Source organism: Blastochloris viridis (genome assembly GCF_001402875.1).
In the GTDB taxonomy this organism is placed as follows: domain Bacteria; phylum Pseudomonadota; class Alphaproteobacteria; order Rhizobiales; family Xanthobacteraceae; genus Blastochloris; species Blastochloris viridis.
Map to the genome: position 1 here is coordinate 1,015,959 of NZ_CP012946.1, position 14,070 is coordinate 1,030,028.

General features: G+C 68.4%; 12 protein-coding genes. 9 read left to right on the forward strand and 3 right to left on the reverse strand.

Annotated elements, in window-relative coordinates; all coding sequences use genetic code 11:
* Positions 1 to 10 precede the first annotated feature (10 nt).
* The 5 genes from BVIR_RS04560 to BVIR_RS04580 all read left to right on the forward strand — a co-directional run bounded on the left by BVIR_RS04560 (position 11) and on the right by BVIR_RS04580 (position 8,665).
* Entirely contained in the window at positions 11 to 1,147 is a 1,137-nt protein-coding gene (locus BVIR_RS04560) for a DegT/DnrJ/EryC1/StrS family aminotransferase (RefSeq protein WP_055036630.1), read from the forward strand.
* Positions 1,148 to 1,343: 196 nt separating this feature from the next.
* Positions 1,344 to 2,948 (forward strand): murein biosynthesis integral membrane protein MurJ, encoded by a 1,605-nt coding sequence (gene murJ / locus BVIR_RS04565; protein ID WP_055036631.1) that lies wholly within the window; start codon positions 1,344 to 1,346, stop codon positions 2,946 to 2,948.
* 230 nt (positions 2,949 to 3,178) lie between these two features.
* Entirely contained in the window at positions 3,179 to 4,378 is a 1,200-nt protein-coding gene (locus BVIR_RS04570; protein ID WP_082416696.1) for an efflux RND transporter periplasmic adaptor subunit, read from the forward strand.
* A 26-nt stretch (positions 4,379 to 4,404) separates the two neighbouring features.
* Positions 4,405 to 7,572: an efflux RND transporter permease subunit gene (locus BVIR_RS04575; protein WP_055036632.1), complete on the forward strand. Its 3,168-nt coding sequence runs from the start codon at positions 4,405 to 4,407 to the stop codon at positions 7,570 to 7,572.
* Between the two features lie 181 nt (positions 7,573 to 7,753).
* Positions 7,754 to 8,665: a DMT family transporter gene (locus BVIR_RS04580; protein WP_055036633.1), complete on the forward strand. Its 912-nt coding sequence runs from the start codon at positions 7,754 to 7,756 to the stop codon at positions 8,663 to 8,665.
* Between the two features lie 237 nt (positions 8,666 to 8,902).
* Here BVIR_RS04580 and BVIR_RS04585 read toward each other — a convergent pair whose 3' ends face one another.
* Positions 8,903 to 9,148, reverse strand: coding sequence for an Lrp/AsnC ligand binding domain-containing protein (locus BVIR_RS04585; protein WP_055036634.1), 246 nt, complete (start codon positions 9,146 to 9,148; stop codon positions 8,903 to 8,905).
* Positions 9,149 to 9,650: 502 nt separating this feature from the next.
* Between BVIR_RS04585 and thiM the strand changes: the two genes are divergently transcribed.
* The 3 genes from thiM to thiD are packed head-to-tail and all read left to right on the forward strand — an operon-like array spanning position 9,651 to position 11,901.
* A complete protein-coding gene (thiM, locus tag BVIR_RS04590; protein WP_055038682.1) occupies positions 9,651 to 10,454 on the forward strand; it encodes a hydroxyethylthiazole kinase in 804 nt (267 codons plus the stop codon).
* The gene (thiE, locus tag BVIR_RS04595) at positions 10,451 to 11,107 is read left to right on the forward strand and encodes a thiamine phosphate synthase (protein WP_055036635.1); all 657 of its coding nucleotides are present in this window, start codon (positions 10,451 to 10,453) and stop codon (positions 11,105 to 11,107) included. The genes thiM and thiE overlap by 4 nt, the downstream gene beginning before the upstream one ends.
* Complete coding sequence (gene thiD / locus BVIR_RS04600) at positions 11,104 to 11,901, forward strand: bifunctional hydroxymethylpyrimidine kinase/phosphomethylpyrimidine kinase (RefSeq protein ID WP_055036636.1); 798 nt, start codon at positions 11,104 to 11,106, stop codon at positions 11,899 to 11,901. Before thiE ends, thiD begins: the two co-directional genes overlap by 4 nt.
* Positions 11,902 to 11,980: 79 nt before the next feature.
* Here thiD and BVIR_RS16660 read toward each other — a convergent pair whose 3' ends face one another.
* Positions 11,981 to 12,121, reverse strand: coding sequence for a hypothetical protein (locus BVIR_RS16660; RefSeq protein ID WP_156331024.1), 141 nt, complete (start codon positions 12,119 to 12,121; stop codon positions 11,981 to 11,983).
* A gap of 479 nt (positions 12,122 to 12,600) precedes the next feature.
* On the opposite strand from BVIR_RS16660, the gene BVIR_RS04605 reads away from it, so the two are divergent.
* Positions 12,601 to 13,215: a helix-turn-helix domain-containing protein gene (locus BVIR_RS04605; protein ID WP_055036637.1), complete on the forward strand. Its 615-nt coding sequence runs from the start codon at positions 12,601 to 12,603 to the stop codon at positions 13,213 to 13,215.
* 126 nt (positions 13,216 to 13,341) lie between these two features.
* Here BVIR_RS04605 and BVIR_RS04610 read toward each other — a convergent pair whose 3' ends face one another.
* A complete protein-coding gene (locus BVIR_RS04610) occupies positions 13,342 to 14,007 on the reverse strand; it encodes a TetR/AcrR family transcriptional regulator (protein ID WP_169788581.1) in 666 nt (221 codons plus the stop codon).
* Positions 14,008 to 14,070: the final 63 nt, after the last annotated feature.

The following is a 14,070-nucleotide window of genomic DNA, read 5'->3' on the forward strand; positions in this document are numbered from 1 at the left end:
CGGACACGACATGACCGCTTCCCCCCCGATTCCGTTCATCGACCTCAAGGCCCAGCGCAGCCGGCTGGGAGGCACCGTCGACGCCGCCGTGGCGCGGGTGCTCGAGCACGGCCAGTTCATCCTCGGGCCGGAGGTGCGCGAGCTGGAAAGCCAGCTTGCGGCGTTCTGCGGCGCCAAGCACGCCTTGACCTGCTCCTCGGGCACCGACGCCTTGACGCTGGTGCTGCTGGCCAAGGGCATCAAGCCCGGCGACGCGGTGTTCTGTCCGTCCTTCACCTTCTGCGCCACCGCCGAGGTGGTGGCGCTGGTCGGCGCCACTCCGGTGTTCGTCGACGTGATCGCCGGCACCTTCAACATGAGCGCGGCGGGGCTGGAGCGCGGCATCGCCACCGCCACGCGGCTGGGCTTGCGGCCGGCGCTGGTGATCCCGGTCGACCTGTTCGGCCTGCCGGCCGACTATGACGAGATCCTGCCGGTGGCCGAGCGACACGGCCTGCCGGTGCTGTCGGACGCGGCCCAGAGCTTCGGCGCGAGCTATCGCGGCCGCAGCGTCGGCACCTTTGGCGTTGCCACCGCCACCAGTTTCTTCCCGGCCAAGCCGCTCGGCTGCTACGGCGACGGCGGCGCAGTGCTCACCGACGACGACCAGTTGATCGAGGTGCTGCGCTCGCTGCGCGTCCACGGCATGGGGACGGACAAATACGACAATATCCGCCTCGGCATGACCGGCCGGCTCGACACCATCCAGGCCGCCGTTCTGATCGAAAAACTCAAGGTTTTCAAGGAAGAGATCGCCGCGCGCGACCGCGCCGCCGCGGCCTACACTGCGGCGCTGGCCGACGTCGCCATCGTGCCGCAGGTGCCGGACGGCCTCGCCTCGGTGTGGGCGCAATACACCATCCGCCTTCGGCCCGGCCGGCGTGCCAAGCTTGCCGCCGATCTTGCCGCCGAGGGCATCCCGACCGCGGTTTATTATCCCAAGGCACTGCACCAGCAGCAGGCCTACCAGCATTTCCCGGTGTCGGACGGCGGGCTCGCGGTGACCGAGCGGCTGGTCGACGAGGTGATCTCGCTGCCGATGCACGGCTATCTCGACCAGGCGACCCAAGGCCGCATCATCGAGGCGGTGCGCCGGGCGCTGGGCTGACGCCGGCGCTTTTTGTGGGAGAGCGTGCCCGAGCGAGGGAGAAAGAAGGGCGGCTCCCGAACGTGGCTGTCACGAGGCGATCAGCCGGAAACCGAATGAGTCGTTTCTTGGCCGATGCCGGCGTGCCTCACCCTGTGCGGGACCCCGCCGGTACAGGGTGCTTGGTGCCTTCGATCTCCTCACTTAAGCTCAGATCATGCTGAAGGGCATCCTCTCCGTCGGCGGCTTCACGCTGCTGTCGCGCGCAACCGGCTTCGTTCGCGACGTGGTGCTGGCGGCGGTGCTCGGCGCCGGGCCGCTCAACGACGCCTTCCTGGTCGCGTTGCGGCTACCCAACCATTTCCGCGCCATCTTCGCCGAGGGCGCCTTCAATGCCGCCTTCGTGCCGGCCTATGCCCGCGCTCGCGAGGAGGACGGCGAGGCGGAGGCGCGTGCGTTCGCCGGCCGCATCCTCACCTTGCTGGTGCTTGCCACCGGGGTGCTGACCGCAGTGGCGATGGTGTTCACGCCGCAGGCGATCGATCTCCTGGCGCCGGGCTTTGCCAACGACCCCGTTCGCTTCGACCTCGCGGTGGCGCTGACCCGCATCACCTTTCCCTATCTGGTGTTCGTGTCGGTGGTGACGCTGCTGGGCGGCATGCTCAACGCCCACAAGCGTTTCGCCGCCGCCGCCGGGGCGCCGATCCTGCTCAACGTCGCCATCGTGCTGGCGCTGGCGTGGGTCGCGATCGTCCCCGGTGCGGCCCAGGGGGGCACCGGGGCTTCGCTCGCGCCGGCCTATGCCGCCGCCTGGGGCGTGTTCGTCGCCGGCATCGCCGAGCTCGCGCTGTTGATGGCGGATGCCCGCCGCTCCGGCATCCTGCCGCCGTTCCGCCGGCCGCGGTTCGGCGGGGCGGTGGCGCGGTTCTTCAAGGCGCTGGGGCCGGCCACCGTTGGCTCGATGGGCACCCAGATCGCGCTGTTCGCCGATACCATCATCGCGTCGCTGTTACCGGCGGGGGCGCTGTCGGCGCTCTATTTCGCCGACCGCCTGCAGCAACTGCCGATCGGGGTGATCGGCATCGCCGCCGGCACCGTGCTGTTGCCGGAAATGTCGCGGCGGCTGGCGGCGGGGGACGAGGCGGGCGCGAAGGCGGCGCAGAACCGCGTCATCCTCATCACCTTGCTGCTGGCGCTGCCGTGCCTGGCGGTGTTCCTCACCATTCCAGACCTGGTGATGCAGGCGCTGTTCGCCCGCGGCGCCTTCACCAGCGCCGACGCGGTGGCGGCCGGGCAGACGCTGGCGGCCTATGCCATCGGCCTGCTGCCGTTCGTGGTGCTGCGGGCGTTCGTGGCGCCGTTCCACGCCCGGCGCGACACCACCACGCCGATGGTGGCGGCGTTCGCCGGGGTCGGCGTCAACGTCGCGCTGAAAGTGGCGCTGATGGCGCCGCTGGCCCAGGTCGGTCTCGCGCTTGGCACCGCGGCCGGTGCCTGGATCAATGTCGGCCTGCTGGCGGTGCTGGCGGCGCGGCGCGGCTATCTTGCGTTCGACCGCGCCATGGTCGCGACCATCGCCAAGCTTGGTGCCGCCACCGCGGCGCTGGCGCTGGTGCTGGTGCTGGCCGAGGGACCAGTGCGGGCCGCCACGACCGCGCTGCCGCTGCGCGAGGAAACCGCGCTGGCCGTTCTCGGCGTTCTCGGCGTTGTGGTCTATGTCGGCATGGTGGTGGGGCTGCTCGGGCGCGGTCGGCTGCGCAGCCTGCTCGGCGCGGCGGCGGTTGTTTCACGAAAGGGTGATGGCGGGACCGGTCCCGCCTAACCGCATGGCTGGCCGTACGATGGTAACGTGAAAGAGGTTTGCTGCGCGCGCCGACTGGACGAACGGCGGTCTTCTGGCGGCAACCATTCCAGCCGTTGATGGAATCGCCGGCAAATATCGCATTTGATCGTTGCCGCGATCCAATGTCATAGGGAAGCCTCAAAGCCGTCCGGAGTAAAGCCGCCCGGTCACGCGTGCCGGGTATGGGTTGGCGGCAGCAGGGGAACCACATGCAGATCAGAGGCGCCGGCGCACGCCGCATCGGCATCGTCGTTTTGGCTCTCGTTGCGTTTGGGCCGCTCGCCGGCTGCGGGCAGGGCCAGAAGCAGCAAGCTGCGCCGCCGGCGCCCGCCGTCACGGTGGCACCGCCGGTGAAGAAGGTGGTCACCGAAACCGACGAATATGTCGGGCGTTTCGTCGCGGTCGATTCCGTTGAAATCCGGGCGCGGGTGTCGGGCTATCTCGATGCCGTGCACTTCAAGGACGGCCAGCTCGTCAAGCAGGGCGACCTGCTGTTCTCGATCGACCGGCGGCCGTTCGTGACCACGCTGGAGCAGGCCAAAGCCAATCTGGCGCAGGCCAAGGCCAATCTGGCCTACACCGAAAGCGATCTGGGGCGCGCCCAGCAGCTGGTGCGCGAAAAGACCATCACCGAGCAGACCTTCGACCAGCGCACGCAGGCCAAGAAGGTCGCCGAGGCCAATGTCGCCGCCCAGGAGGCGGCGGTGCGGCAGGCCGAACTCGACCTCAGCTTCACCGAGCTGCACGCGCCGATCTCCGGCCGCATCGGCGACCGCCGGGTGTCGCCCGGCAACCTGGTTACCGGCGGCACCGGCGGCACTACCACGCTGCTCGGCACCATCGTTTCGATCGACCCGATCCGCTTCGAGTTCACCTTCGACGAGGCGTCGTTCATCCGCTACGAGCGGCTGGCCAAGCAGGGCGCCAGCAGCGTCTCCAGCGGCGGCGGCGACGCCGCCGCGACGGTGATGCTGCGGCTGATCGACGAGAAGACCTTCGGCCACCAGGGCCGGATGGACTTCATCGACAACGTGCTCGACAAGGGCTCGGGCACCATCCGCGGCCGCGCCGAGTTCTCCAACGCCAACGGCCTGTTCACGCCGGGCCTGTTCGCCCGCCTCCAGGTGCCGGGCGCGGCGCCGGCCGAGGCGTTGCTGGTGCCCGACACCGCGATCGGCAGCGAGCAGGTGCGCAAGTTCGTCTACGTCGTCGATGCCGACAACGTCGCCAAGCCGAAATACGTCGTGCTCGGCCAACTGGTCGACGGGCTCCGCGTGATCAAGGAAGGGCTGTCGCCGGACGACCGCGTGGTGGTCAACGGCGTCGCCCGCATCCGTCCGATGATGAAGGTCACCCCGCAGCCGCAAGGGGCGCCGCCCGGTCCGGCCGCCGCGGCGCCGGCCAAGTAAGACAGCGACAGCAAGGCTCCGCCCCGATGCGATTGTCCCATTTCTTCATCGACCGGCCGATCTTCGCGTCGGTCGTTTCCATCGTTTTCATCATCCTCGGCAGCGTCACGTTCCTCCGCCTGCCGGTGGCGCAGTATCCGGAGATCGCGCCGCCGGTGATCAACGTCACCGGCCAGTTTCCGGGCGCGAGCTCGGAGACGGTGGCGGCCACCGTGGTGGCGCCGATCGAGCAGCAGATCAACGGCGTGGAGGGGATGCTCTACATCTCCTCCAACTCCACCGCCGACGGCCGCTTCACGATTTCGGTGACGTTCGAAATCGGCGTCAACCTCGACATTGCCCAGGTGCAGGTGCAGAACCGCGTCGCTATCGCGACGCCGCGCCTGCCGAGCCAGGTGCAGCAGATCGGCGTCACCGTCGCCAAGAGTTCGCCCAACATCCTGATGGTGGTGAACCTGTACTCGCCCGATCAATCGCGCGATACGCTGTTCATCTCCAACTTCGCCAACATCCAGATCAAGGACGTGCTGTCGCGCGTCGACGGCGTCGGCTCGATCACGGTGTTCGGCAGCCGCGACTACGCGATGCAGGTGTGGCTCGATCCCTATCGGCTGCAATCGCTGAACCTGACCGCGACCGATGTCACCCAGGCGCTGCTGGCGCAGAACATCCAGGTCGCCTCGGGTGTGCTCAACCAGCCGCCGGTGCCGAACCAGCTCGCGTTCCAGGTCGCGGTGCAGACGCTGGGCCGACTGTCCGAGCCCGAGCAGTTCGGCAACATCGTGGTCAAGCAGACCGAGAACGCCATCGTCCGCATCAAGGACGTGGCGCGGGTGGAGTTGACGGCGCAGGACTACACCTCGACCTCCTATCTCGATCGCAATCCGTCGGTGGCGCTCGGCGTGTTCCAGCGGCCCGGCTCCAACGCGCTGTCGGCCGGCAAGGCCATCATCAGCACGATGGATGAGCTGGCGAAGTCGTTCCCGCCGGGCATCAAGTACTCCATTATCTACAACCCCACCCAGTTCATCTCGGAATCGGTCAACGCCGTGCTCGAGACCATGCTGGAGGCGGTGGTGCTCGTGGTGCTGGTGGTGATCTTGTTCCTGCAGACCTGGCGGGCAGCAATGATCCCGATCCTGGCCATTCCGATCTCGCTGATCGGCACCTTCTTCGTGATGGGTGCGGCCGGGTTCTCGCTCAACAATTTGTCGCTGTTCGGCCTGGTGCTCGCCATCGGCATCGTGGTCGACGACGCCATCGTGGTGGTGGAGAACGTCGAGCGCAACATCGCCGACGGACTGGAGCCGCACGCAGCGGCGCGCAAGACCATGGACGAGGTCGGCGCCGCGCTGATCGCCATCGCGCTGGTGCTGTGCGCGGTGTTCGTGCCCTCGATGTTCATCGCCGGCATCTCGGGCCAGTTCTACCGCCAGTTCGCGCTCACTATCGCCAGCGCCACGGTGATCTCGCTGATCATCTCGCTCACGCTGTCGCCGGCGATGTGCGCGCTGCTGCTCAAGCCGCACGATCCGCGCCACCGCGACAAGTGGTGGGAGAAACCGGTCCACGCCTTCTTCCGCGGCTTCAATTTCGGCTTCAACGGCCTCGCCCGCGGCTACAGCTGGGTGGTGGGCAAGGTGGTGCGCATCTCGGTGGTGATGCTGGCGGTCTATGTCGGCATCATCGCGCTCGGCCTGGACTTCTTCAACGACACGCCGAAGGGCTTCATCCCGCAGCAGGACCGCGGCTATTTGATCGTCGCCTCGCAGTTGCCGCCGGGCGCCGCCATCAGCCGCACTGACGAGGTGATGCGGCGGGCCGCCGACATGGTGTTGCAGACGCCGGGCGTCGCCCATGTCGTCAACATCGTCGGTTTCTCGGGCGCGACCTTCACCAACGCGCCCAATGCCGGCGCCATGTTCGTGATCCTGGAGCCGTTCGACGTCCGCAAAGGCGACCCCGCCAAGACCGCCGCGGCGATCCAGGGCGCGTTGTTCGCCCGCTTCGCGGTGGTTCAGGACGCGTTCATGATTGTGGCGCTGCCGCCGCCTGTCGACGGCATCGGCAACGCCGGCGGCTATCGCATGATGATCGAGGATCGCAGCGGGCTGGGGCCGCAGGCGCTGCAGGGCGCGGTCTATGCGATGATGGGCAAGGCGGCGCAGACGCCGGGGCTGAAGCAGGTCTATTCGCTGTTCGAGACCGCGACGCCGCAGCTCTATCTCGACATCGACCGCACCAAGGCGCAGCTGCTCGGCGTCAATCTCGGCGACGCCTTCAATGCGCTGCAGATCTATATCGGCTCGTCCTACGTCAATGACTTCAACCTGTTCGGCCGCACCTTCCGGGTGCAGGCGCAGGCCGATGCGCCCTACCGGCTCGAGCCGAGCGACGTGATGAACCTGAGGGTACGCAACAAGACCGGCGAGATGGTGCCGTTCGGCTCCTTCACCACGGTGCGCGACATATCCGGTCCCTACCGCATGCCGCGATACAACATCTATCCGGCGGCGGAGATCGACGGCGACGTCATGCCCGGCACCTCGCAGGGCCAGGCGATGACGATCATGGAAAATCTGGCCGCCGAGATCCTGCCGCCGGGCATGGGTTTCGAGTGGACCGGCATCGCCTTCCAGCAGCAGCGCGCCGGCGACACCGCCACCTTCGCCTTCGTGCTCGGCGTGGTGTTCGTGTTCCTGGTGCTGGCGGCGCAGTACGAGAGTCTGACGCTGCCGCTGGCGGTGATTTTGATCGTGCCGATGTGTCTGGTCGCCTCGATCACCGGCATCCTGTTGCGCGGGATGGATAACAACATCCTGACACAGGTCGGTTTCGTGGTGCTGATCGCCTTGGCGTCGAAGAACGCCATCCTGATCGTGGAGTTCGCCAAGCAGCTCGAGGACGACGGCCGCGACCGCTTCGCCGCGGCGATGGAGGCGGCGCGGCTGCGGCTGCGCCCGATCCTCATGACCTCGCTCGCCTTCATCCTCGGCGTGGTGCCGCTGGCCTGGGCCACCGGTGCCGGCGCCGAGCTCAGGCGCGCGCTCGGCACCGCGGTGTTCTCCGGCATGATCGGCGTCACCGTGTTCGGCCTGATCTTCACGCCGGTGTTCTACGTGGTGTGCCGCTGGATCGCCGGCTTCGGCGAGCGGCGGGCGCGTGCACGCGCGGCGGCGACGCCAGTGGAATGAGCCTCGACGTTCCGCCGCCCGGTTCGACGGGTGGCGGAACGAGGTGTTTGCGCCGCGGCGTTGCGGCCCGGCGCGCGGCGGCGTGCCGCGGCCGGTTCGCATCGCTGCTCCGCGGTTACCGCCATGTCGGCGGTGCGGCATTCGTGCTGTTGTAAAATTCCTTCCAGCCTGCCGACGGCCGATGTCCCTGCTTTTCAAAGGCGTGCTGTTCAAGCTTCTGGCGGTGCTGTGCTTCAGCGCCATGTCGGCGCTGATCCGCCACATCGGCACCGCGGTGCCGGCCGGCGAGGTGGTGTGCTTCCGCGCCTTCTTCAATCTGGTGCCGCTGCTGTTGTGGCTCGGCTATGAGCGGCAGCTCGCCAGCGCGGTGCGGACCGCGAACCCGCTCGGCCATTTCTTCCGCAGCTTCACCGGCATCCTGGCGATGTTCTTCATGTTCACCGGCCTTGCGTTGCTGCCGCTGGCGGAAGCCACCGCCATCGGCTTCGCCATGCCGTTGATCGCGGTGGCGTTTGCCGCGCTGTTCCTGAAGGAGCAGGTGCGGGCGTTCCGCTGGAGCGCGGTGGTGGTCGGCATGGTCGGGGTGGTGATCATCCTGTGGCCGCGGTTCGGTGAGGACCTCACCAGCACGGCGGCGATCGGGGCGGCGGCCTCGCTGATCGGCGCGGTGCTGTCGGCGGCCGCCATCGTGCAGATCCGCCGGCTGACCCAGACCGAGACCACCGGCGCCATCGTGTTTTATTTCTCGGTCTACTCGACGGTGCTGGCGCTCGCCACCGCGCCGTTCGGCTGGGTGATGCCGGATGGAGCGACCACCCTCCTGCTGATCGCCATCGGTGTGCTGGGCGGGGTGGCGCAGATCCTGATGACGCAGAGCTATCGATATGCCGACGCCTCGCTGCTGGCGCCGTTCGACTACACGGCGATCGTGTGGGCGCTGGCGCTCGGCTTGGTGGCGTTCCACGAGGTGCCGGGGCCGATGGTGCTGGTCGGCTCGCTGGTGGTGGTCGGCGCCGGGCTGGCGGTGATCTGGCGCGAGCGCCGCCTCGGCCTGCGGCGCACGCGGGAGCGCGAGGCCACCCCGGCGGAATGACGAGAGCGCCCGCCGACCTTGCTGAGTCAGGCGGCCGCGCCAGGTCTTTGTTTCATCGCTTTTTCGCTGACGCGGCCGTTCGGGTCTGTCGCAAAACCGGTTCTTGCTTTTGCGGAGAATGCTGTTGGCACCCGAGAGCTGAGGCCTTCCCCATGGTTCGAGACGGCTGCTTTTGCCGCCTCCTCACCATGAGGCCGAAAAAGGTCAGCCTTCAGGGCCTCGGGTGCAAGACCCGACTCAAGCCCCGGTGAACGCCTTGAAGGTGATGATGGTCTTGGTGTCCTGGATGCCGGGAATCAACTGCACCTTCTCGTTCACGAAGTGGCCGATGTCGGTGGCAACGGGGACGTAGAACTTCACCAGCAGGTCGTAGTCGCCGGCGGTGGAATAGATCTCCGAGGCGATTTCGGCGTCGGCGAGGATGTTCGCCACCTCATAGGCCTTGCCGAGGTGGCATTTGATCTGGACGAAGAACGGGATCATCGGCGGCTCCAGCGAGGCCCGAAAACGACAAGCAAGGCCCGAAGGCAGATGGCGGCACAGCACCACAGCCCGCCCGCCCGCGCAAGCGGCATGGCGCGCCGGTGGACCCGGCCGGGCACCGCGGGGCCGGATGGCGCGGCCGGGCGCTAGGCTGTTGTTTTGCTGAGGTTTCTGGCGCAATAGCGGTTTTCACGGTGGCGGAAACCCTCTATGGTGGGCGCCACATCTCGTCGGGGTGTCGATCGATGTGAAATCCGGCCTTGCTCGCCGGGTTTTGCGCTCCCTCCGCCAAAAGTCCGGTTTTCGTGCAAGGGTTTTGGGTGGATGAAGGGGCCGGGGCCGCGCAGCGGCCGGCCGGAACCCGCCGGACTGAGAGGCCGGAGGTTCGTCCGCCGGCCAACCCGTCGAACCTGAACCGGGTCATGCCGGCGGAGGAAATCGGGATGGAATCCACAACAGGCCGCGGGGTGGCGTGCGCGACTGGCCGCGCGAGGATGGGCGCATGACCGCGGCCAGCAACGTCCATGGCACGGCGCTGGTCGGCGCCACCGCCGACATTCTCGACCGCGTGCGGGCGCACGCGCCGCGCGTCCACTGCATCACCAACGTCGCCGCCCAGGTGCTGACCGCCAACATGCTGCTGGCGGTGGGGGCGGTGCCGTCGCTGACGATCTCGCCGGATGAGGTCGCCAGCTTCGTCGCCAGCGCGGATGCGCTGCTGATCAATCTCGGCACCTTCGACGCCAACCGTCGCGAGGCGGTGGAGATTGCGCTCGACGAGGCCGACGAGGACCGCACCCCCTGGGTGCTCGACCCGGTGCTGTGCGATCGCTCGGAGGCGCGCGTTGCCTTCGCCCGCGTGCTGGCGGCGCGTGAGCCCGAGGTGGTGCGCGCCAACCAGGCCGAGATCGCGGCGCTGACCGACCGCGACCCGACGCCGGCGGTGTGCGACCGCTTTGCGCTCGACAACATGACGGTGCTCGCCGTCACCGGGGCCACCGACCTCGTCACCGACGGCGCCAAGCGGCTTATGATCGCCAGCGGCCATCCGCTGATGGCGCGGGCGACCGCGGTGGGCTGCGCCGGCACCGCGCTGATCGCCGCCTGCCTCGCGGTCGAAGACGACCCGTTCCTGGCGACGGCGGCGGGCCTACTCGCACTCGGCGTCGCCGGCGAGGTCGCCGCGACCGGCGCGCGCGGTCCCGGCACCCTGGTGCCGCGCTTGATCGACGCGGTCTATCTGCTCGACCGTCACACGCTCGGCGTCCACGCCAAGCTCGACGGTCCGCTCGACGTGGTGTCATGAAACTCGACCTGTCCCTTTACGTCCTGATCGATCCCGACCAGACCTTCGGCTTTGACCCGGTGGCGCTGGCGCGCGCCGCGGCAAGCGGCGGTGCCACCGTGATCCAGCTGCGCGACAAGGGCGGCGCGATCCGCCGCACCATTGCGCTGGCGGCGGCGCTGAAGGCGGCGCTGGCGCCGATGGGGGTGCCGCTGCTGGTCAACGATCGCGTCGACATCGCCGCGGCCGCCGGCGCTGACGGCGTCCACCTCGGCCAGGACGACATCGAGCCGGCGCTGGCGCGGCGGCTGCTCGGGCCGCGCGCCATCATCGGCCAGACCGTGAAGAGCGCCGCGCATGTTGCGGCGGTGCCGCTCGGCGCGGTCGATTATGTCGCGGTCGGCGGAGTGTTCGCGACGCTATCGAAGACCAATCCCGATCCGCCGCTCGGGCTGGGTGGCCTTGCGGCCCGCATCGCCGAGCTTCGGGCGCGCAAAGCCGCTTTGCCGATTGCGGCGATTGCCGGCATCGATGCCGCCAACGCCGGGTCGGTGATCGCGGCCGGCGCCGACGGCGTCGCGCTGATCTCGGCCATCGCCAAGGCGTCCGACCCGGCCGCCGCTGCGGCGGCGGTGCGCCGCGCGGTCGACCGGGCGCGTGAGACGGCGCCATGACCGCGATTGCCGTCACCATCGCGGGGTCGGATTCCGGCGGCGGCGCCGGCATCCAGGCGGATCTGAAGACGTTCTCGGCGCTCGGTGTCTATGGCGCCAGCGTCATCGCCGCGCTCACCGCCCAGAACACCCTCGGCGTCCAGGGCATTTTCGACGTGCCGCCGGCGTTCGTGACGGCGCAGATCGACAGCGTGTTCGCCGATCTCCGGGTCGGCGCGGTAAAGATCGGCATGCTGTCGCGGCCGGAGACCATTGCCGCGGTGGCGGCGGGCCTCGACCGCTGGCAGGCCCAAAACGTGGTGCTCGATCCAGTGATGGTGGCGACGTCTGGCGACCGGCTGATCACGCCGGATGCCATCGCCGCCCTGACGCGGCTGCTGATGCCGCGGGCGCTGGTGGCGACGCCCAATCTGCACGAGGCCGCCGCGCTGCTCGATGCCGCGGTGGCGCGGGACGAAGCGGAGATGCGCGCGCAGGGCGAGGCGATCCTCAAGCTCGGGCCGCGGGCGGTGCTGATCAAGGGGGGGCATTTCGCCGGGCCGGAGGCGGTCGACCTGCTGATCCAGCCGGGGCGCGTCGACCGGCTGGCGTCGCCGCGGCTCGACACGCCCAATACTCACGGCACCGGCTGCACGCTGTCGTCTGCACTCGCCGCCGGGTTGGCCAAGGGGCTGGCGCTGGAGCCGGCCACCGCCGCGGCCAAGGATTACGTCGCCAAGGCCATCGCGGCGTCGGTGCGGCTGAAGGTCGGCGAGGGCCGGGGGCCGACCCATCATTTCCATGCGTGGTGGTAACCGGGCGAGACGCCGCCTGGCGCTGCCGCAACTCGGCCGGACGCGTGATGGGCGACGCGGATCGCGCCGCCCATCTTGGTCAGGTCAGGAAGAACGGCACCACCAGCACGGCGCCGGCGGCGGCGATCATCACCTTTTCGGTGGTGGAGAGGATATCGGACATTGTGACGTCTCCTGTTGGTCGCGGGGGAAGGGCCGTCTTTGTTGGTGGTTCAGTCATCGCCCGATCCCGGCATTGTGCCGGGTATGGCGACGAGATCCGACGGTGACGGTCGCTGAGATTTTCGTTCGTTACATCCAGAAGAATGGAACGAACAGAATGGCGGCCGAAAGGCCTACGGCAGCTTTTTCGCTGAAGGACGTCGGGGGAAGCTTGAACATCGGAGATCTCCTGTTTGAAGCGTTGACGTAACTTCGTTCGGTGTTGCCGAGCCACAGGGGAAATTTTTTGCCTAAGCTGGAGCTGTGGCGGGCGAAGTCGCCAGTGTCGGCGTGCTTCTACTGGTTATTACGACCCGAATTCCGCTTAGATCATGCCGGGGGATAACAGATACGTGAGGCCGGCGTGAGCGATGATGATGCCGCCGTCCGGCCGGTTACCGGCGCCGCCGGCGGCCACGCGCGGCTGTCGGTTGCACCGCGGCGGAGGGCCGGCTAGTCCTGTGGTCAGGCTTGGGGCGCGGGCCGAGGGGAGGCGACATGCCGGGACGGGGTGCTTTCCGAGCGGGGCTCGACGAGGGCGCACAGCAACTCACCGGCCAGCTCGGCAAGACCGTCCAGCGGCTGCGCAAAGCCTACAATCTGTCGCTGTCGGACCTCGCCGAGCAGTCCGGCGTCGCCAAGTCGATCATCAGCCAGATCGAGCGCAACGAGACCAATCCGACGCTGGCCACCATCTGGCGGCTCAGCCAGGCGCTCGACGTTTCGATCGAGCGCTTCCTGGCCTCGTCCGAGGACCATCCCTTTATCGAGAAGCTGAGCCGCGGCGACACGCCGCTTCTGGTGTCCGAGGACGGCAGGGTGCGGCTCGCCATCATCGGCTGGATCAAGACGGTCGAATGGCTGCAGTGGTACGACCTCGTCGCCGAACCAGGCGGACTGCTGGAATCCGACGGCCACCAGCGCGGCTCGGTGGAGTGCCTGTCGGTGATCTCTGGCACCCTCGAGGTCGAAGCCGGCGACATCATCGAGCGCGCCGGCCCCGGCGAGACGCTGCGCTACCGCTGCGACCGCCGCCACATCGTGCGCAATCTTGGCCCCGCGCCGGCCCACGCCACCATGGTGTGCATCCTGAAAGCGGCGGTGATGGAGTAGAGATCTCTGCGTCATCCCGGCCGAGCATCGTGAGAGCCGGGATCGTCAGGCGAGTTGGCGCGTCTTGTTGTCTACGATGCCGGCTCGCGCGGCTTTTCGCCGCTTGCCCGGGACGACGAAGCTGGCTCACCCCGCCGGAATGCGCGCCGGGTCGCCGCCGAGGCCGCGCACCACCAGCTGCAGCGTCTGTTCGAGGTCGTTGTCCTCGCGGTTGCGCAGGCATTGTTCGATGAGCTGCGGGTGGAAGAACGCTGCGAACGCGCCGAACGCTGGCTTGGCGAACCGGGTGGCGTCGGGGGCGAACTCGCCGGTAGCGGCGCCAGCGGCGAGGATGTCGGCGACGATGGCGGCGAACGCCTCAATGTAATAGTGCACCACGCCCCAGTTCTCATCCATCGACACCGCCACCATGTCGTGCAGCTTGCGGTCGTCGAGGAACAGGGCGCAGCTCTGGATGTGGACGGTACGCACCATGTGGACCAGCCGCGCGGTCGCCGGCTCGGGGCCTGCCGCCACCTGCCGGGCGATACCGAGCAGGCGATGGACCAGGCTCGTCGCCACCTCCTCGTTGATGGCGCCCTTGGAGGGGAAGAAGCGGTAGACGTTGGCCGGCGACATGCCAAGCTCGCGGGCGATGTCGGACACCGTGGTCTTCTGGTAGCCGTAGAGCCGGAACAGCCGCTCGGCGGTCTCGACGATGCGGGCGCGGGTATCGCGCGCCTCCGGCGTGTCGGCGCCCGAGCGCAGCGGCGCGACGCGATCCTCACCACATTGCGCGTCCAATTGGCCCACGACCTGCCTCCTGGTTTCCTTTTTGCGGTCCCGTTGGGCGGTCGTCAACGCCTTGCCGGCAGG